The organism is Rossellomorea pakistanensis (assembly GCF_016908495.1).
Lineage (GTDB): Bacteria > Bacillota > Bacilli > Bacillales > Bacillaceae_B > Rossellomorea > Rossellomorea pakistanensis.
Genome location: NZ_JAFBDZ010000004.1, coordinates 339,616 through 358,428, shown reverse-complemented (window position 1 = coordinate 358,428; position 18,813 = coordinate 339,616). Strand labels below are relative to the sequence as shown.

Annotated in this window: 19 protein-coding genes and 1 pseudogene; 10 read left to right on the top strand and 10 right to left on the bottom strand. The window is 36.0% G+C overall.

From position 1 onward, the window contains the following. Nucleotides 1-33 precede the first annotated feature (33 nt). From JOC86_RS19300 to JOC86_RS19275, 6 genes are all read left to right on the top strand, one after another. Nucleotides 34-1,374 (top strand): sensor histidine kinase, encoded by a 1,341-nt coding sequence (locus JOC86_RS19300; protein WP_205174571.1) that lies wholly within the window; start codon nucleotides 34-36, stop codon nucleotides 1,372-1,374. A gap of 205 nt (nucleotides 1,375-1,579) precedes the next feature. Beyond that, entirely contained in the window at nucleotides 1,580-2,758 is a 1,179-nt protein-coding gene (locus tag JOC86_RS19295; RefSeq protein WP_205174570.1) for a F510_1955 family glycosylhydrolase, read from the top strand. 61 nt (nucleotides 2,759-2,819) lie between these two features. Beyond that, nucleotides 2,820-3,386 (top strand): SCO family protein, encoded by a 567-nt coding sequence (locus JOC86_RS19290; protein WP_205174569.1) that lies wholly within the window; start codon nucleotides 2,820-2,822, stop codon nucleotides 3,384-3,386. Nucleotides 3,387-3,394: 8 nt separating this feature from the next. Further along, a complete protein-coding gene (locus JOC86_RS19285; RefSeq protein ID WP_205174568.1) occupies nucleotides 3,395-3,712 on the top strand; it encodes a hypothetical protein in 318 nt (105 codons plus the stop codon). A 135-nt stretch (nucleotides 3,713-3,847) separates the two neighbouring features. Further along, a complete protein-coding gene (locus JOC86_RS19280; RefSeq protein WP_205174567.1) occupies nucleotides 3,848-4,054 on the top strand; it encodes an SHOCT domain-containing protein in 207 nt (68 codons plus the stop codon). A 53-nt stretch (nucleotides 4,055-4,107) separates the two neighbouring features. After that, nucleotides 4,108-4,323 carry a hypothetical protein gene (locus JOC86_RS19275; protein ID WP_205174566.1) on the top strand — a complete coding sequence of 72 codons (216 nt, stop codon included), beginning with the start codon at nucleotides 4,108-4,110 and terminating at the stop codon, nucleotides 4,321-4,323. Between the two features lie 271 nt (nucleotides 4,324-4,594). Here the strand turns inward: JOC86_RS19275 and JOC86_RS25360 are convergent, their stop codons facing one another. The 5 genes and pseudogenes from JOC86_RS25360 to JOC86_RS19250 all read right to left on the bottom strand — a co-directional run bounded on the left by JOC86_RS25360 (nucleotide 4,595) and on the right by JOC86_RS19250 (nucleotide 7,548). Then, nucleotides 4,595-4,846, bottom strand: coding sequence for an HYR domain-containing protein (locus JOC86_RS25360; RefSeq protein WP_205174565.1), 252 nt, complete (start codon nucleotides 4,844-4,846; stop codon nucleotides 4,595-4,597). 47 nt (nucleotides 4,847-4,893) lie between these two features. Then, nucleotides 4,894-5,196 carry a DUF11 domain-containing protein gene (locus JOC86_RS25355; protein ID WP_205174564.1) on the bottom strand — a complete coding sequence of 101 codons (303 nt, stop codon included), beginning with the start codon at nucleotides 5,194-5,196 and terminating at the stop codon, nucleotides 4,894-4,896. Nucleotides 5,197-5,203: 7 nt separating this feature from the next. Next, on the bottom strand, nucleotides 5,204-6,058 hold the full coding sequence (locus JOC86_RS19260; protein WP_205174563.1) for a DUF5011/hyalin repeat domain-containing protein: 855 nt from the start codon (nucleotides 6,056-6,058) through the stop codon (nucleotides 5,204-5,206). A 446-nt stretch (nucleotides 6,059-6,504) separates the two neighbouring features. Beyond that, nucleotides 6,505-6,768: pseudogene (locus JOC86_RS19255) on the bottom strand (cysteine hydrolase family protein); the annotation flags it as partial. 195 nt (nucleotides 6,769-6,963) lie between these two features. Continuing rightward, on the bottom strand, nucleotides 6,964-7,548 hold the full coding sequence (locus tag JOC86_RS19250; RefSeq protein WP_205174562.1) for a DUF3238 domain-containing protein: 585 nt from the start codon (nucleotides 7,546-7,548) through the stop codon (nucleotides 6,964-6,966). 150 nt (nucleotides 7,549-7,698) lie between these two features. Here JOC86_RS19250 and JOC86_RS19245 point away from each other — a divergent pair, with 150 nt between their 5' ends. From JOC86_RS19245 to JOC86_RS19235, 3 genes are all read left to right on the top strand, one after another. After that, on the top strand, nucleotides 7,699-8,157 hold the full coding sequence (locus tag JOC86_RS19245) for a MarR family winged helix-turn-helix transcriptional regulator (RefSeq protein WP_205174561.1): 459 nt from the start codon (nucleotides 7,699-7,701) through the stop codon (nucleotides 8,155-8,157). 491 nt (nucleotides 8,158-8,648) lie between these two features. Beyond that, entirely contained in the window at nucleotides 8,649-9,068 is a 420-nt protein-coding gene (locus tag JOC86_RS19240) for an SRPBCC family protein (RefSeq protein ID WP_205174560.1), read from the top strand. Then, nucleotides 9,069-9,431 (top strand): metalloregulator ArsR/SmtB family transcription factor, encoded by a 363-nt coding sequence (locus JOC86_RS19235; RefSeq protein WP_205174559.1) that lies wholly within the window; start codon nucleotides 9,069-9,071, stop codon nucleotides 9,429-9,431. 346 nt (nucleotides 9,432-9,777) lie between these two features. Here JOC86_RS19235 and JOC86_RS24775 read toward each other — a convergent pair whose 3' ends face one another. The 5 genes from JOC86_RS24775 to JOC86_RS19205 form a co-directional block, all read right to left on the bottom strand. After that, nucleotides 9,778-11,763 (bottom strand): amino acid permease, encoded by a 1,986-nt coding sequence (locus JOC86_RS24775; protein WP_239587707.1) that lies wholly within the window; start codon nucleotides 11,761-11,763, stop codon nucleotides 9,778-9,780. A gap of 75 nt (nucleotides 11,764-11,838) precedes the next feature. After that, complete coding sequence (locus tag JOC86_RS19220; protein WP_205174558.1) at nucleotides 11,839-13,461, bottom strand: amidohydrolase; 1,623 nt, start codon at nucleotides 13,459-13,461, stop codon at nucleotides 11,839-11,841. A gap of 30 nt (nucleotides 13,462-13,491) precedes the next feature. Next, a complete protein-coding gene (locus JOC86_RS19215) occupies nucleotides 13,492-14,838 on the bottom strand; it encodes an APC family permease (protein WP_205174557.1) in 1,347 nt (448 codons plus the stop codon). A gap of 429 nt (nucleotides 14,839-15,267) precedes the next feature. Next, the gene (locus tag JOC86_RS19210) at nucleotides 15,268-16,128 is read right to left on the bottom strand and encodes a MerR family transcriptional regulator (protein WP_205174556.1); all 861 of its coding nucleotides are present in this window, start codon (nucleotides 16,126-16,128) and stop codon (nucleotides 15,268-15,270) included. A gap of 579 nt (nucleotides 16,129-16,707) precedes the next feature. Further along, the gene (locus JOC86_RS19205; protein ID WP_205174555.1) at nucleotides 16,708-17,907 is read right to left on the bottom strand and encodes an MFS transporter; all 1,200 of its coding nucleotides are present in this window, start codon (nucleotides 17,905-17,907) and stop codon (nucleotides 16,708-16,710) included. Between the two features lie 79 nt (nucleotides 17,908-17,986). Here JOC86_RS19205 and yeiL point away from each other — a divergent pair, with 79 nt between their 5' ends. Further along, entirely contained in the window at nucleotides 17,987-18,658 is a 672-nt protein-coding gene (yeiL, locus tag JOC86_RS19200; protein ID WP_205174554.1) for a transcriptional regulator YeiL, read from the top strand. Nucleotides 18,659-18,813 lie beyond the last annotated feature (155 nt).

Sequence of the window (18,813 nt, the reverse complement as noted above, 5' to 3'; positions counted from 1 at the left end):
ACAAAGTTGGGTGTTACTATCTTCCTGATTATTATGGTGATTTTATTACCTCTTGGATATGTATCAAATAAAATTTTTATTCAATTTTATTATAAACAGATCGAGGAAGAGTTAAATTCCTTATCAACAAAATATGCTCATTCGATAGATACTTTAGAGCCTAATGTTATTGAAATGCTTGACAAGCTGGGAGAACTTACAAATAAAGATATAGTAGTAGTCAATCAGCACGGAAGAATCGTTTCTAATTCAGGTAATGACACCTATAAAATAGGAAGCAACATAAACTCCATAAAGTTTAAATTGTTAACAGAAGGAATTCCCATAGAAGAAGAACTGGTAAGTGAATTAGGTAATGAAAGATTTCTTAGCGTTGGTAAACCGATTAATTATAAAGGAAATTTTTTAGGAGCAGTGTTTGTCGTTGAATCCCTTAATCAGATGGATTCCTCTGTCAACCAAATACAAAAAACCCTTATTCTTGCTGGGATTGGAGCTTCCCTCATTGCTATAGGAATCATTTTAATTGTCTCGAAAAGGCTCTCAAGTCCTTTACTGCAAATGGAAGAGGCAACGAGAAGTATTGCTAAAGGCAATTTAGAAACAAAACTAAAGCTTCATTCCAATGATGAAATAGGTTCATTGTCTACTGCAATCAATGAGTTAGCTGTTGAAGTAAAATCATTCAGGGATAATAGGAGAGAGTTTTTTGCAAATATTTCACATGAACTCAAAACTCCTATTACCTATTTAGAAGGTTATGCCCATATTCTAAAAGAAGGTCTTTTTAACTCTCAAGAAGAACAGTCCCAGTATTTAAGAATTATTGAAGACGAATCAAAACGGCTGTCAAGACTAGTTAATGATCTTTTTGAGTTGTCAAAACTTGATGAAGGAAAACTGCAAGTGGATTTTGAAGAGGTAGATCTTGATGAGGTTCTTGAAAATGTCTTTAACAAAGTAAGTCTTAAGGCCAAGGATAAAGGCATAACTCTTCAATTTTTCCCATCGGAAAATGTGAGTCTTATTGAGGGGGATGGATATCGACTGGAGCAAATCTTTATTAATCTCATCGATAACGCTATTCAATATACAGTTTCAGGTTATGTAGAAGTAACGATTACTGCCGCTGAAGAGAGAGCTATAGTGAAAGTAAAAGATACAGGAATTGGAATCCCAACAGAAAATATTCCCTATGTATTTGACAGATTTTATCGAGTGGAAAAATCAAGATCACGTGCACTAGGTGGAAGTGGATTAGGACTTGCGATTGTAAAGAATCTGATTGAACTCCATCATGGAGACATTGATGTAAACAGTGAGATAGATAATGGGACCACTTTTACAGTGTCTTTCCCTATCATCAAAAGGTAGGTAATAGAATTGAAAAAGTTAGATTATATAGTAGCTTTCAGCTTAATACTTTTAGGAGCAAGCTGCTTAGCAATGTCGGGTACAGTGAATGTACAAAATCGATTTAGCGTGTTTGTAGAAGATTTCACTACCATATGTATATGGTTAGCAACTCCTGCAATTGTGATAGGGATTCTTTATCTAATTAGAATGAGGAGAAATAAAAATGAAAATAATTAATGCAGTTCTTGGACTTTTATTGGTATCGGTTATATTTCCTTTATCTGTATATGCCCATGGAAGTGAGGAAGAGCATAAACAAGAGATAGCTACAAACACATATATGATGTATGGAATGATTATATCCATAGTAGTCATAATAATTGGATTAGTTTTGTGGGGTGTTTATAATAAAAAGCTTGCTGCTTTAAATAAAAAGAAAACAGATGAAAGAAAGATTTTAAGTAATAAGGCGAGAAATTATCTTATATTATCTGGATTAGGATTGGTATTATTCATTGGGACTTTCATAGGGGGGGCTTCCACAAAACCACAAAACACTGAAAATGCGATAGAACTGATGCACATTCACGGAATGGGATATTCCAATGATGGAAAATCCCTTTATATTCCTGCACATGATGGATTAAAAGTATATGAGGAAGGAAATTGGATTGCAAACGATGCAGGAGAACCACATGATTATATGGGCTTTTCAATGGTTGACGAAGGTTTTTACAGTAGCGGACATCCTGCACCAGGTTCATCAATGAAAAATCCTTTTGGTATATTGAAAAGTAATGATTTAGGAGCAACTCTTGATACTCTAGATTTATATGGTGAAATTGATTTCCATGGGATGGCGGTTGGTTATTATTCTCATGCAATCTATGTGTTTAATCCTGAGAAGAACTCAAGAATGAGCGAAAATGGGCTATATTATAGCTTGGATGAAGCAAAGACATGGACTAAAAGTGAAATGAATGGACTAGAAGGTCAGACTGCAACTTTAGCTGTACATCCTTCTAAAGAAAATATCGTTGTCGTGTCGACTAATAACGGTGCCTATTATTCTAAGGATTATGGGAATAATTTTGAACCATTGCTAAACTCACCGGTAACATCCGTTGCCTTTGATAACTCAGGAGCTTTATATTTGGGAGTTTACAGTGGAAAGAGTCAATTAATTAAAATGGATGCTAAAACAAAGGAACAAGATAAAATTTCAATTCCTTCACTTAAAGAAGAGGATGCTATTTCTTACATTGCTATAAACCCTAAGAACCCTAGAGAAATTACTTTTACTACATTTAAAAAAGATATTTACCAGACAAAAGAAAGCGGCAGTCAATGGAATGTACTGGCTGAGTTAGGTGCAACTTCTGAAAATAAAGAAAAACATTAAATAGAATCAAAGGTCTCTTACTTATTTTGTTTAGAGTAAGAGCGGGAAAGTGAGAAAAAAGATGAAAAAGTTTATTCTATTAGTTTTTGTTTTGATATTAACAGCATGTTCGGGATATGAAATAGAAAATAGATCAAACTGGGAAGTGAAAAATTTCTCATATGTAAATCAAGATAATGAAGAAGTCAGTTTAAATGATTTGAAAGGGGAAGTGTGGATAGCGGACTTTATCTTTACAAGTTGTGATACTGTATGCCCTACTTTAACCTTTAATATGGCTAAGTTACAACAAATGCTGAAAGAAGAAGGATTAGAGGTTGAGTTGGTTTCCTTTAGTGTGGACCCTGAAATTGATACACCCCAAAAGCTAAAAAGTTATGCTAAACAATTTGATGCAGATTTTAAAAATTGGCAATTTCTAACGGGTTATAAACAGGAGGAAATAAAAGAATTGGCACTAGAAAGTTTTAAAACCGTTGTTCAAGAGGATCCTAATTCTGATCAAGTAGTTCATGGGACAAGTTATTATTTGATTGACCAAGATGGGAAAGTTGCAAAGGATTACTCGGGTACTCAAGAGGTTCCTTATGAGCAAATGATTAAAGATATTAAAGTATTGTTGAAATAGGTGAGTAAATGAGAAAAATTGCTATCATTAATTGGATAACTTTTATAATAATCTTGGCTCTTTTTTATATACCTTTAAACTTAAAACCACCACAAAATACTAGAATAATACTCGAGCATAACTACAGCACATACATCGCTCCACCTTGTTTTGAAAGCTCAAATGCAACTAATTATCTGGAGGAAACAACTTTGAGTAAAGCAATAGATTTAGGGTATGAGGCTCATGATTCCTGTACAGAAAAAGCTTTAGAAAGCCAGAAGAATTCTATAATAAGTTACATTTTGAAAAAAGTTGGAGTGATGGATGAAGATTGGGAATGGTAAATAATTCAATCTAATCTTTCGAAATACGTTTCAAACAACTACTTTTTTTATTTTGCAAGACCTTAGCAATTGGTAGATGGGATAATAAGATTCTTTTCAACTCAATAGTGATTAAATTAGGAGGTGCTTATTTCGATGATGGGCTGGGGAATGTTTTGGATACTACTTAAAATAATTGTAATCGGTTTTATAATTTACGGTCTACTACTCTTAATTTTAAGACCATTAGAAAAAAAGAAGGATAATTCTTCAATACTTATCTTGGAAGAAAGACTTGCAAGAGGTGAAATTGATGAGGAAGAATTTAGAAGAAAAAAACAAGTTCTTCAACAAAAGGAGTAGACAACCTCTATCAATTGGTTGATAAACACCTTTCTAATGAAGGAGGTGATTACATGAAAATTAGAAAAATCCCATTTCTAGCTTCATTTGTATTAGCGACCTTGTTTGTCGTTAGTCAGACTAGTTTCGCTCAGGGAACATCGTCAAACCAAAATGACATGATGAATAAGCAGGGAATGAGTCCCATGTTGGAAATGATGTCTACTGAAAGTGGGCATAAGATGATGGATGCTTGTAATAGTTTTATGAAGTCTTTTGATAAAAAATAATATCGTGCAACACATTAGATTTAGGAAAGACTTTACTTTTTTAGTCTTTCTAAGTCAATGAAGTGAATGAGTATAGTAAAGCCCTATTTCTCAATATTTTCAGTGAGAAATAGGGCTTTTAATATTTTATTCCCTTAACACTTTAAATACATTTTTGGGATGCTACCTAATATAGGGCCATTATATTGAATAAGAGTTTGGCTCTTTGGCTTTATTTTAACTAGATTTGTATAGAGTATTCATTCCTTTTTAATATTCAAATGTGGTTTAATCATCTTTTTCTTCGGCGGCATCTGCTGCTAAAAAAACGACAAGGATCTATAAGCACCCTCACGTTGAAAGTACATGTGCTGGTATTTCCAAATGCATCTGTAGCGATACAAGTGACAGTTGTCGTACCGGTAGGGAAAAATGAACCAGATGCTGGGGTACAGACAGCAGTAACACCAGGACTTACAGTAGGTTCTGGAAATGCTCCACTTCTACCTGGATCATTAAATACCGTTATGTCATCTGAACTCAAATCGTTTCCGTACCCCAAATTAAGGAGCGTTTCCTTGTCTGTTTTAACTAAAAAATCCCCTGCCTATCAAATTGATCAGTGGCCGTATAACCTGAGTACTTTCGGTGACCGTAATGCATTTCCAGAAACGTTGGCCATATTGGTGATGATCCCCTCACTGTTCGGTGTGACGGCAATGGTGAACGTTGCACTCTCTCCAGGTCTAGATTCCCAGTCTCACATGTCACGGTGTTTGTTGCAGGGTTAAAGGTACAATTAGGCGATGTAGAGACAAACGTCACTTCTGGCGGTAATAGATCTTCTATGATTACCCCAGTAGCTGGGGAAGGCCCATTATTGGTTGCAATCACGTATAGGTTAGATAAAGAAGGATCCCGATGCTGGGGTACAAACAACGTCAATTGGAGGAACCCCGCCGGATACTGTTGGAGGTGGATAGGTTACGTTTGCTCCACATTGACTAGGGTCATTTTCCTGAGTGATGTTATCTGGACAGGTAATGGTTGGCGGTTCGCATCCCTCAATCTGTAAATTGTCAATAAAGGCAGCACTATCAACAACACAGTCTCCAAAGACGGATCCAAAGTAGGAAACTTGAAAAGTGACAGTGATTGTTTGTCCGGCAAAAGGAGTGAGATCAAAGGAAGCTGTCTGAATCATCGGTGAAATAAGACTGTAACAAACATCATTTGGAACCGGAGGAGATAAAACAGCAGTATTAACGGTAACTGGAAAACCAGGGATTGGGACAGCATTAACAAGAACATTAAAAAAATCGTTGAAAGATGTAATTGGAGACTCCTCTGCACCAAATTTCCAATCAAAAGTTAAATTACCTGGATTTGTCGGAACATCAAAAGTCAAGTCTAAAGAGATAGTGTCATCACCTGCAGGGTTAAAACATGTGCTACAAGTTCCCCCAGCAATTGATGCATCAGCAGCTATACCACTACTAAGGCCACCAAAAGAGTTTCCATTTGTCGGAAAACCTTGAAGTGGAATATTAAACACTTCACCCTGTAAGGGACTATTTGCAGTAATCGAAGAACCAGTTAAACAAAGTTGTGTTCCCGGTGAAACGATCGCTTCTGCTAGTTCCGGTGGTGTAGCTTGCAATGGTTGAATTAATTGAGATTTTTCTTTATTTACATTTGCTTCTTCATGCTTTCTTTGTCTTTCTTCATTTAGTCTTTGTGACTCTTTTTCATCCAAAATAATTTCCGGAAGATAAACATCTAGTGCTTAGACAAATACCTAAAAGTTACAAAAGTGTTTTAATTACCTACTAACAAAAAAGGATCTTCAATTGGGACTGTTGACAAACTAAAGAGTCTCATTACTAGACACAGAATATAGTGAATAAAAAAGAAGATGAACACTACATTTAATAGAGATTCATCTTCTTTTTGGCTATTTTTGCCCATCCCCCGAAATAGTTCATTAAGCAGAACCAGCAACCGTGCAACCACACCCATAAAAGGGCATTCAGGTTAGGCTGGCTGTGCTTGCAATCCTGCCGTCACCCCTTATGCTTTTTAAGCAATTTGTATTTAGAATGGATTCCCTAGTCATTTCTGTCATTAGCCTAACTGATTAATCAACTCTTTAGCTGTTAACACATTACCGAAATAGGCCATGATTGTCTTTTCTACATATGTTTAATCTTGATTGCTATGAGCAGCCGTACAATCAGAGAGTAATGTGCAATGATACCCTCGATCAAAGGCATCACGGATGGTTGACTCTACACATACTTCAGTTACAAAATCAGCTACAGCAACATGTCGTATTCCTCTAGCACGAAGCAATTGATCCAGATTGCTTCCAGCAAAACCACTAATCCCTTTTCGCTCTTCAGCGACTAAATCAGATGATGTAGGAGCAAACACAGGATAGATTTCAGTTCCAAGAATATTTTGCTGACATCTTTTATTTTCCTTATTATTTTAATGTCAATTTAAATAGTCTTATTCATGGAATCATCATCATCGGAAATAAACTTTATGGCATATCTTGTCTAAATTTACTTAATTCGGGATCTTTCCGTTTTGCGCGAGATACCTATTATGAATACAAATTTATCTTGGTTTTTATAGCTATGTGGCAAGACAATTACATTATAATATCTTTTTAAAACAATACTCCATTTCTCCAGCTAGAGCTTCAGGTGTGTCACCAGTTTCTCTAAAATCATGAGTATAAATTTGTTCAAACGAACCAAAATTTACTTGATTATAAAATTCAAAACAAGGGAATCCATCATGTGCTCCTTGAATATCGATCCTACCATCTTTTTTGACCTGTACAGTTAAAAGGTAGTCAACAGGAGGTGCATATACATTTAATGGGTTGCTAGCACTTGCACTCATTTGAAACTTGACGTCATCAGAACTCCATTCAATATTAGTGCACAAAATACCTTCTGTACTTGCTTTTCCAGTTCTTTTATTAACCGAACCATCTGGATTTGTTACTCTTTCTGTTGTTGTGCCAGTATTCGCGTATGAGAAAATATCTTTTTTATGAAAATCTACAACTACTTCTTGTTCAATTCTAGAACGCATTGTGTTTATAGCATAAGGTGTAAATTCACGTGAGTCACCTTCAAATTGGATTATGTTTCCTGTTTGGATATCTTTCTTAGGTTCAGTCCAAGACATTGGAATAAAAACACTTGCTCTAATTTTAATGACGTTTGCCATGAAAAACCTCCATAATTTGTTAGTTTATTTCGGTGAATCCCATTCCTTTCATAATTGAAATATAGTCAATTTGATTGACTATATTTCGTATTGTACAATATGATTTAAATGTAGTCAACTTAATTGACTTTATTTTAGGAGGTTTTACGTATGAATCACCAAGTATTTAGTGAATTAGATCTAACATCACTTTTGTCTTTATCTTTTAGGGCATCGATTAATGAACTCCATGATAGATTGAGTGAATTGGGATTTGGAGATATTAGACCCGCACATGGTTTTATGTTTAAATGTATCACTCCTAACGGAGCAACAGGTATAGAACTAGCTGAGTATTTAGGAATTACAAAGCAAGCTGTGAGTAAAATGGTAGATTATCTTGAGAAAAGTGGTTATGTTATGCGCCAAACTCATCCCACAGATAAAAGGGGAAAAATTATTGTTTTGACTGAACGAGGTTGGTCAGTAATAGAAGCAAAAGAGAAGATACTAACTGAGATTGAGGGACGCTGGATTGAAAACATAGGTGCTGAACGAATGCAAATGCTCAAAGAAGATTTATTAAAATTAGTTTTTGAAGAAAATGAGGGTAAACTATCATCGAGGTAAGGACCTGTCTGGTAAAAATAGAGCTTATAAAGGGGACTTTTAAGCCTGTTTAAATTCGTACTAACAATGCAGAATTCCTGAGTGGTATTCTGCCGATAGTGAATCATATATTATGTCTAATTTACCTAAAGGGTATTAATGTCTTTTAAGTTTATCTTGAAATCGAGTATTCTGCAAAAGGGAGCGATTCTTAAACAAAGGCAAATCACAAAATGTCGATTCCTTAATACAAGGAGTCGGCTTTTTATGTTGAAAATTTGTTGATTTAAAACAAAGTTTAATAAAACCCTGTATTAATATAGGTTTTTCTTTTGATCCTAAACTCCAGCTGTATTGTTCAATTAGATGGTCATTTGATTGTTAAACAAAAACTGAATAAGAATAGGTGGAGTGAGGCAATCTAACATTGACATGAAACTAAAAGGTGTTATATTATGAAAATGAAACCAAATGGTTTTATATTTGTGATAATAGAAAGAAGGAGAAATAACATGGAAACATTACAAGATATAAAGCAAACTGTCATTTATGAAGCGCCTATTCAAAAAGTATGGAACACAGTATCAACATCGGAAGGGATTGCCTCATGGTTCATGCCAAATGATTTTGAACCTAAAGTAGGGCACGAATTTCATTTGCAATCCCCATTCGGTCCATCTCCTTGTAAGGTTTTAGAAATTGATGAACCAAACCGACTCTCTTTTTCATGGGATACAGATGGTTGGATTGTTTCGTTTACTTTAAAAGAGTTGGGTGACAAAACGGAGTTTACACTTATTCATAGTGGTTGGAAAGACCGTGATACTATTCTTCCAAAAGCGAACGAGAAGAGTTCTGTTATTCGTAATAGAATGGATAATGGCTGGGTGGATATTGTGAATGAACGACTTCGAAAGGCTGTTGAGGGATAAGTGGCAGCAGTAAAGCATGATGTATTTCAAGCTATTGCCGACCCAACTCGTAGAGAGGTTCTACGATTGCTTGCTCAAAATGAATTACCAATTTCGGAAATAACATCTCATTTTCCTATTAGTCGTACAGCCATTGCAAAACATCTTCGTATCCTTTCAGAAGCAAAATTAGTTAGTGGACGAAAGGTAGGGAGAGAAAAAATTTATCAGTTACAACCAGAACCCTTAACAGAATTAAAGCAGTGGCTTTCTTATTATGAGCAATTTTGGAATAACAAATTGTCCATGCTTAAACATGTGGTAGAAAATGATGGGGGGAATGGATTGAACGTTATTAAAACAGAATTTGATAAACAGGACTGAATGTTCTTCTTACAGCCATTTTATGATGTCATTATACCTCACAGGTGCTTTAAGTTTAAGTAGGCTTGCTCCTGTGATCCTCAATATTTTTCGATTAATCTAGCTATTAGAATCAGTTGATTATAGATTTTAATCAAATGGGCGCTATCCTGAAAAACGGATTAGCGCTCATTTTTTATTTAAGGGAGAATTTCTTGAATAGGAACTGCGCTTTATTTTCGAATTGGTCCTTAAATAATGGAAGGTAATGTGGGATACCTCCAAAGTTAGATGAAAACTACGTTTAACGATAGATCCTATACAAAAGAGGATTCTACAGCTGTGGAATCCTCTTTTGATCATTAGGTTACTTTTCGATTAACTGGCTCTTTCGATCAAAAACAACTTTACCATCAATAATCGTGAGCAGTACCTTTGTATTGGGGATTTCTTCTACGGGTCCTTCAAAAAGGTTTCGTTCCAAGACCGCAATATCAGCAAGCTTACCCACTTCCAATGTCCCTAATTCCTGCTCTCTAAATGTACCGTAAGCGGACCCGGATGTATAAGCTTTTAATGCTTCGGCCAGTGTGATCTGTTCATGTGGATGCCATACCGTTTTTCCGCTGCTGTCGATTCTCGTTACTGCACGATAAATTTGTAAAAGCGGATTCAGGATATCAATGGGGAAGTCCGTTCCAAATGCTAATTTCGCACCGGATTTTTTCAATGTATGAATTGAAAAAACATACTTTTCTCGTTCTGGACCGATTCGATCGGTATAAACCCCTCGTTCTGACATCGCTAAGTGATCTGGCTGCATGGAAGCCGTCACACTAAGCTCTTTGAATCGCGGAATATCATTAGGGTGAATCACTTCTACATGCTCAATCGAATGACGTGAATCACGCTTACCGTTTACTTTCTGAGCTTCTTCATAGGCATCTAAAGCAAGACGGATCGCTCCATCCCCAATCGCATGAAATCGAATACTGAATCCCTCTTTATCTGCATCCATTACCCATTTTTTAATTGTCTCAGGAGGGAAGGATGTCTCTCCCCGTGATTCTTTAAGGTCTGCATAAGGTTCTAGTAAGTAAGCAGTACGAGCTGTAATGACACCATCGATAAATTGTTTCAGCCCTGATACGCGAAGTTTATCCGATTGATACTTCTCTCGCAATTGTTTAGCATGGTCAAGATTGCCATTTAGAGCCGGCCATAAATGAATACGAGTTGTTAATTCTCCTCTATCATCAAATTCTTTGAAAAGGTCATAATCATTTAAGATTTCCATTGATTCCGTTGCAAATAAGTCGTGGACGGCGGTTACTCCTAAACTAGCAGCATGAGTAAGGAAGTTCTTGAAAAATTCTCTTTTTTGTTCTTTTGTAAAATCATAGGCATGGCGGATAACCGCACCCATTGCATATAAAATACGTGAAGCACTTGTCCCTGACGCAACGGCCGATGAAAAACTTGCCATTATTCCTTCTGCAAGAATATAACTTGTCAAAAAGTTACCTCCGATATACAGGGCAATTTCCATATAAGCAGATTCCGGGTTTTTAAATGATTGAAAGTCCGGCCAAATAAGCTGTAAGAAATAAGAGCCGAATATATATAATACCCCACCAATGATTGTAATAAGATAAATAGCCCTGGGTATAGATTTTCGAGGATTTTTCGTTTCTTCAGAAAGAGTTGTAACGGCATCAAATCCTAAAAAGGAAAAGCATAAGACAGGGATCATGGACATGATATCCGGCATATTTGAATTGGAATCCATAAACGGTAATATAGAAAAAAGTGTTCCTGCTCCATGACCATTTAGGAGCCCCTTTATTGAAAAAGCGATAAAGAGTGCGAATGTTCCGAATTGAAGGAACAGAATGGCAGTATTAAACTTGGCAGCTACCGTAATGCCAAGTATATTGACGATTGTAATCGTAATGATGAAGAGGATAATCCAAATGAACATAGGAATCGAAGGGAAATAGGCATTCATGGCAATTCCTAACAATAAAGCACTAATCATTGGACTGAATACATAATCGAGCAATATGGTCCAACCTACGAGAAAACCGATGTGGGGACTTAGGGATTTTTGTGTAAACGTATAGGCGGCCCCTGCATTTGGAAAAGCTTTCACCAATTGTGCATAGCTGTAGGCTGTAAAAAACATAACGATTAAGGCAATGATATAAGCAGTTGAAAGCATCCCATTAGTGCCATGAACAGCTACTCCATAAGTAGAAAATAAAGTCGTTGGAGCCATAAAGGCTAATCCAAAAAAAACAACATATTTCAATGAAAGAGAACGTTTAAGAGTTGGCGAGTTTGCATGATTCATCTATCAGACCTCCTTGTTTTATATCGCTATATTGTAACTAATCGCTTGCTAATGGAGCCTCTAAATCGAAAGCATTTATGATTTTACCAATGAACTAGAATGATCATAAACGACTTTCCCATCAACAATCGTTAACTGTACTTTTGTATCTAGTAGTTCATCCATAGGAACTTCAAAAAGATTTCTATCCAATACGACAATATCGGCCAGCTTACCTATTTCCAATGTCCCTAATTCCTGCTCTCTGAATGTACCGAAGGCCGAGCCGCTCGTGTAAGCTTTTAATGCTTCAGCCAATGTAATGCGCTCATGTGGATGCCATACTGTTTTTCCGCTACTATCGATTCTCGATACGGCACGATAGATTTGAAGCAACGGATTCAGGATATCAATAGGGAAGTCCGTTCCAAAAGCCACTTTCGCACCGGCTTTTTGTAATGTATGAATCGGAAAAACATACTTTTCTCGCTCTGAACCAATTCGATCGGTGTAAACACCTCTTTCAGACATCGCTAAGTGATCTGGCTGCATCGAAGCCGTAACACCAAGCTCTTTGAAACGAGTGATATCATCAGGGTGAATCACTTCTACATGCTCAATGGAATGACGTGAATCTCGCTTACCGTTTACCTTTTGTGCTCCCTCAAAGGCATCTAAGGCAAGACGAATCGCTCCGTCTCCAATGGCATGAAAACGAATACTAAATCCCTCTTTATCTGCATCAACAACCCACTTTTTGATTGTCTCAGGTGGAAAGGACGTTTCCCCGCATGTTTCTACTTGATCAGCATAAGGATCGAGTAAATAAGCAGTACGTGCGGTAATGACACCATCGATAAATTGTTTCAATCCTGACACACGGAGTTTATCTGATTGATACGTCTCTCGTAATTGTTTGGCTTGTCCAAGATCGCGATTTAAAGCAGGCCATAAATGAATACGCGTGGTTAATTCTCCTTTGTCTTCAAACTCTTTAAAAATATGGAGTGCTTCTATTGATTTTAAGGCATGTAAATCATGAACGGCCGTAACTCCTAAACTTGCTGCATATGACAAGAAATTAGAGAAGATTTCCTTCTTTTGTGAATTTGAAAAATTAAATGCATTGCAAATCACCGGATCCATTGCTTTTTCGTATAAAAGACCGTCGGGTTCTCCATTTTTATCTTTACTAATCATACCGTAAGAAGGATTTTCTGTATCTCGGTTAATGTTAGCCAACTCTAATGCTTTCGTATTTACCCATGCATAATGACCTTCAGCATGAAACATGAGTGCTGGACGGTCAGGCAGGATACGATCTAGTGAATGGCGAGTAGGTAATTGTTCTTTATTCCAATAACCCGCATCCCATGTAAATCCGATGATCCATGGATTATCCGGATTTGATTCGGCGAATTCGCGAATTATTTCTAGCGCTTCCTCTTCTGAACGAGCGGTGAACAGATTGACACTCTTGAGGGCAACGGCCCCTTGCATAATATGAAGATGGAAATCATGGAATCCCGGCATAATTAATTGGTCTTTAAATTGATAGGTTTTCGTCTTTTCGTCTGAATAAATTTTCATCTGATTATCAGAACCAATCGCAATGATTTTGTTGTCAGCTATCGCAATGGAAGCAGGCTCAGGTTGATCCGAAAGGCCTGTAAATACAGCATTACTTGAAATAATTACATCGGCTACTTGTTGACTCATCATCAATCAATCCTTTCTTTTGTCGCTCTCTTATTGAGCTTCTTCAAAGGTAAGCTCAGGAGGCGGTTGTCTAAACATTTTTGTTAAGTTTAATAGATAGATAAACCCGATAAGAAGCCAAGTTCCACCTAGTAATAGTGAAGGTTTATCTAATTTTATAAAAAACAATCCAATGAGTGCTGCACCTATAAGCGGGATAATCACATATTGAATCGTTCCTTTAAAAGACCTCTGTTTCTTTCGAAAAAAATAGTGAGCAACCACCGATAGATTCACAAAGAAAAAAGCGAACAACGCTCCAAAACTAATAAGCGATACGGCTGTCGTTAGATTTAAGAAGAGGGCGCTTAGCGCAACCACACCAATGAGTAAAATATTGAATACTGGTGTACGGTATTTTGGGGATAGATAGCCAAAGATTTTTTTCGTTAATACATTTTCCCTTCCCATCGCATACAAAATACGAGAGGCGCTTGTCCCAGATGCAACTGCTGAAGCAGTGGTGGATGTTAGCCCTACTGCTACAAAGAAGCTCACAAAAATGCTTCCGCCGATATACATAGCAATCTCTAAATAGGCGGATTCGGGGTTTTTGAAAGACTGAAACTCTGGAAAAATAAGTTGTGCAAAATAAGAACCTGTTATAAACAAAAATCCACCAATCATCGTTATGAAATAGATTGCCTTTGGCAGGGTTCTCGTAGGATTCTTTGTCTCTTCTGACAACGTAGTTACTGCATCAAAACCTAGAAAGCTAAAACATAGAATAGGGATAACAGATAAAAGAGTAGGTACGCTGATTTCAGGATCATAAAAGGGAACGATTGAAAATAATGTCCCTGCTCCTTTTCCTGCAAGAAGCCCTTTAATCGACAGAATAAAAAACAGTACAAACAATAAAATTTGCAAGAGAAGCATGTACGTATTAACTTTCGCCGCTAATTTAATCCCGAGAATGTTGACAGTTGTAATGATTATAATAAATAAAATAATCCAAACAAACATCGGAATAGATGGGAAATAAGCCTTCAATGAAATTCCGACGATGAGAGAACTGATCATCGGGCTAAACATATAATCAATAATGATTGTCCAACCAACGATAAACCCAATACTTGGACTGATTGATTTTTGTGTAAACGTATATGCTGCCCCTGCGTTCGGAAAAGCTTTCACTAATTGAACATAGCTATAAGCTGTAAATAACATGACAACTAAAGCAATCGCATAAGCGGTTGGCATCATTCCGTTTGTGCTGTGGACAGCAACCCCAAATGTAGAAAAAAACGTTTTTGGAGCCATAAAAGCCAATCCGAAAAAGACGACATGCGTCAAAGTAAGAGAACGTTTAAGAGTTGGTGAATTTTTTGTTTCCATAATCAAACCTCCTTATAATTTGTTTTTGTCTAATAAATGGAAATTAAATTCATCAATATAAAGTTTGAATTTTCTAAATTTTTAACTTAGAATTTCGTTACTATCATGTAATGGAAAGGTTATTCTACTCTGAGCTTGTTTTACTAATTTGAGAATACCAACATGAAAAGTAGTTAATTGTCCATAATTGAACAGCAAACAGTTTCTGCTTCCTTAGATCATTTGTAACCGTTATCAAAATTCCTTTTTAAAAGCTTAAGTGGTGTCCTCTGATCGAACGCATTAGGAGGAATTTCATCCAGGAAACATATCAATCCAATTAATATGTATGAATTAACCATAAAGTCTCGTCTAACTCTAGAGTCAACCGCTTTCATAAAAAAACAGCCTTTGAAATGAAAATCCTTTCATTTCAAAGGCTGTTTTTGACTATATTTTCTCTTGAATCGGAATTTGTATTTCATAATAAGCTTCATCATGCTGATCAGTTAGAGAAACATCAACCTGCATGATTCGAAGGGCGTCACCGATAATTGTGTAGCCATTAGTATCGCAATAATGAAGGAGCTTTTTCAGCTTGGGGAGCATTTTATCTTGTGTAAGTCCCCCGTAGTAAGTGCATATATATAACCCTTTTTCTATTTTTTGCGTTGGTTGCTCAGGCTCTTCATCCTGCACAAGAATGAATAATTGAGATTCATATGTACTTAGGATGTGGGAAAAATCAGATGTTTGACGAATTTCATCAAAATACTCTTTCTTGATAAAATCTCCAAATTTATTGCTAGCCAATACTGGAAGGTTTCCACCTATAATGTTTTCAAGCTCCAAGAATCCAAAATAAAAATTTTCTTTGTCGCTCCAATTTACCGGTTTATCAAGACGAATATATTCCCGTTCTTTAAATTGTTTAATGACAATATCCGAATTCTTGTAACTGTTGGTAAAATGTTCAATATTGTCTATCCGGGTCATCAAAATTTTATGGATATTTTGTAATTCATTTATTTTTTCCTGTATAGTATGCATTGATTCTTTAAGAGTTTGCACCGATTTTTTGACATTGCGATCCGTTAGAAATTGCTTGATTTCTTCTAAGGAAAAACCGATTCTTCTTAGTTCCTTTATCGTTCCAAGAACTTCATACTGGGAAATAGAGTAATAGCGATAGCCAGAATCAGGGTCGATGTGATAGGGCTTTAGCAATCCAATTTTATCGTAATGACGCAGCGTATCTACTGTTACGCTCCGAAGCTTCGCCATTTCTCCTATACTCAGTTTATTTTGCATCGCACTCTCTCCTTTTTCCCAATATTGAAAATAATATGTTTAGTATAATACCACGATCCCCACTATTATAAAAGAGTGATTTCTATTGTTAATAGCTGTTCTACTAGGATTTGTCAGCTGGCCTTTTTAGTGATTGAATAGTAAAAAACTATGGTCAGGTTATCTCTTTAAGGTCTAGATTGTTGAAAATCACTTACGAAGGAATTTGGATATGTAGGTTATGAAGAGAAGATAACGGTAATTTCATTTGAAAATTTAAACTTTCACTGTTTAGAAGGACAGATAAAGCTGGAGAATACATCTTCTATAAATTTAACTGATAGTGTAGGAACGGAGTTTGAGTGCATAAGAAAAGGATTTATATTTGAATTCGGTATATGAGTTCTCGGTATTAAAGAAGTGAGTAGAAATATTTAGAAAAGGATGCATAGAACATATTAGTAAGCTTGTCCAAATTGGACAAGCTTACTTGATAAACCTAAGTATTACGATCATCTAATACTCAATAATAATCTTCAAATTGCAACCCTTAAATGTGCCTCTTCTAAAACATTCATAGATTAGGAAAATAAATAGAACTTATGATTCGTTCCGAATGTCAACGAACGGAATAGCAACGTCTGCTTCCTTTTTAAGTTCCAAATTCCGATAAACAAACGCAATCAGCATTGCTGGAATGGTACTGATAATCATCCCGATAAAAGCATATCTTGGCTCAATTTCGAATAAATAGCCACCGAGAATCGTAAACACCGCAGTGCTCCAGCTAAGTGCCAATGCCGAGTATATGCCTTGTGCTTTTGGGATCTGTTCATATGGAATATTTTTGATTAAATATTTCATAAATGCATAATGTGCCATTGCAAACGAGCATGCATGTAATGTTTGTGAGACACCAAAAACAATAACATTTGGAAAAGCAAACACTAATATCCAACGTACGGATGAACCCATTGCCGCTAGTGTCAATAAAGAGCCTACTGAAAATTTATTAAAGCTTTTATCTGCGATTGAGAAAAAAATGATTTCTGCGATCACAGCAATGTTAATAATTAAGCCAATTAGATATTTTGGTGCATTGATTTCTTGTAAAAAGATATAGCCATAATTGTAATAGGAAGCGTGTGCAGCTTGCAGTAAAATCACAATCACGAGCACTAAACCAAAGTGTTTTATACGAAATAATTTTAGCATACCGCTTTTTTTTGTTTCGTCAGCTTGCGGCTTTTCTAATAAAACAATGGGTACATGCATAAAGCCAAGGACCACAAATGCCAAGATACCTAAGACAAGTGCCCATAGAATCACTTCATCGCCAAGCGACTCTGTAAAGACGGTTAAGGTCATACCAGCCATGACAAATCCAATTGATCCCCACAATCGGCTCTTCCCGTAATTTTTTAATTGATTACTTTGCATAAGAACACCAGCTGCACTATCTAATGCAGGCATCAATGTTGGGTAAAAAACATGTAATAGTAAAGTTACTACAAGCAAGCTCGTAAAGGAACTTGCAGGAATACAACAGAGTAAGGCAATTAGTGTGCCGATTGCAGTACCATTTAAAATCGCTTTACTACTAAATTTTCCTGATAAAAATGGAAACACAATTAATGTAGAAAGGCCTCTTGCAACCAATCCTAAACTCATAATTAAGCCAGCTTGTGAAATCGTCATTCCTTTTGCATGAATCATCCATCCTGTCCAATAGGGGAGAAAAATACCCCATGTCACAAAAAAACTAAAGAACTGTCTACTCATCCAGCGTTGTGTATTCATTCTAAATCTCTCCTTTGTTTGCATGATATAATGAATATCCATATAAAAATAGGAGATATCTCATATTTCGAGGTGGATAATGGAGATTTATAAAAATGAGAAAAGGCAACGTTATTTAGTGGAGTACTCTATTGCCCATTTATTTTCTTTTCCGATTGAAGAATTTATAGAAGTGCATGAATATAAACGGGATGAATGGATTATTCAAGAAGACAAGAGGCCATTTTATTTATTTTACGTCATCAAAGGTAAAGCCAAAATTTATGTAACGCATCAAAATGGAAAAGTCTCTTTAATTAATTTTATCAATCCTAATGATTATATTGGAGAGATGGAATTATTAAATGAGATCTATTATACAAAAGGAATTCAAGCGTCTACCAAAACCATTTGCTTTGCGCTCCCTTTTCATCGATGTCGCGTACAATTACTAGAAGATGTAACATTTTTACGGGAATTAACCAAATTTTTAAGTTTGAAAGCAACAAAAATGGCTGCAAAATATTCGCAAAGCTTATCCTTCCCACTCGAAAATCGTCTGGCGGAATTTATTTTACAAACTTCTGATGAAGAGATCTACAAGGAGAAACATGTCACGGTATGTGAATTCTTAGGTGTTTCCTATCGACACTTATTACATGTGCTTGCACAATTTTGCGATAAAGGGTATTTGCAAAAGGAAGGACGTCACTATCGTATACAGCAGCACAACTCACTTTATAAGTTAGCTGAAATGTTGTGGAATAAATAACTAATTTGTGATTAGAAAGGAGCTCCTTGTAAATTTAATAATAAGTATTTTGTCTATAGACAAAGTAAATCATTTAAATAGGGTATGGTAAACCGTATTATTAGTAACTTTATGAAATAATTGAATCTTCGGGCGCTTTAGTAATGTTGTTTAGT

Bases quoted from the DNA above. Each gene is read 5' to 3' on its own strand.
- JOC86_RS19300 (WP_205174571.1), top strand. From the start codon at position 34: ATGGTGATTTTATTACCTCTTGGATATGTATCAAATAAAATTTTTATT.
- JOC86_RS19295 (WP_205174570.1), top strand. From the start codon at position 1,580: ATGAAAATAATTAATGCAGTTCTTGGACTTTTATTGGTATCGGTTATA.
- JOC86_RS19290 (WP_205174569.1), top strand. From the start codon at position 2,820: ATGAAAAAGTTTATTCTATTAGTTTTTGTTTTGATATTAACAGCATGT.
- JOC86_RS19285 (WP_205174568.1), top strand. From the start codon at position 3,395: ATGAGAAAAATTGCTATCATTAATTGGATAACTTTTATAATAATCTTG.
- JOC86_RS19280 (WP_205174567.1), top strand. From the start codon at position 3,848: ATGATGGGCTGGGGAATGTTTTGGATACTACTTAAAATAATTGTAATC.
- JOC86_RS19275 (WP_205174566.1), top strand. From the start codon at position 4,108: ATGAAAATTAGAAAAATCCCATTTCTAGCTTCATTTGTATTAGCGACC.
- JOC86_RS19250 (WP_205174562.1), bottom strand. From the start codon at position 7,548: ATGGCAAACGTCATTAAAATTAGAGCAAGTGTTTTTATTCCAATGTCT.
- JOC86_RS19245 (WP_205174561.1), top strand. From the start codon at position 7,699: ATGAATCACCAAGTATTTAGTGAATTAGATCTAACATCACTTTTGTCT.
- JOC86_RS19240 (WP_205174560.1), top strand. From the start codon at position 8,649: ATGGAAACATTACAAGATATAAAGCAAACTGTCATTTATGAAGCGCCT.
- JOC86_RS24775 (WP_239587707.1), bottom strand. From the start codon at position 11,763: ATGAATCATGCAAACTCGCCAACTCTTAAACGTTCTCTTTCATTGAAA.
- JOC86_RS19220 (WP_205174558.1), bottom strand. From the start codon at position 13,461: ATGAGTCAACAAGTAGCCGATGTAATTATTTCAAGTAATGCTGTATTT.
- JOC86_RS19215 (WP_205174557.1), bottom strand. From the start codon at position 14,838: ATGGAAACAAAAAATTCACCAACTCTTAAACGTTCTCTTACTTTGACG.
- JOC86_RS19210 (WP_205174556.1), bottom strand. From the start codon at position 16,128: ATGCAAAATAAACTGAGTATAGGAGAAATGGCGAAGCTTCGGAGCGTA.
- JOC86_RS19205 (WP_205174555.1), bottom strand. From the start codon at position 17,907: ATGAATACACAACGCTGGATGAGTAGACAGTTCTTTAGTTTTTTTGTG.
- yeiL (WP_205174554.1), top strand. From the start codon at position 17,987: ATGGAGATTTATAAAAATGAGAAAAGGCAACGTTATTTAGTGGAGTAC.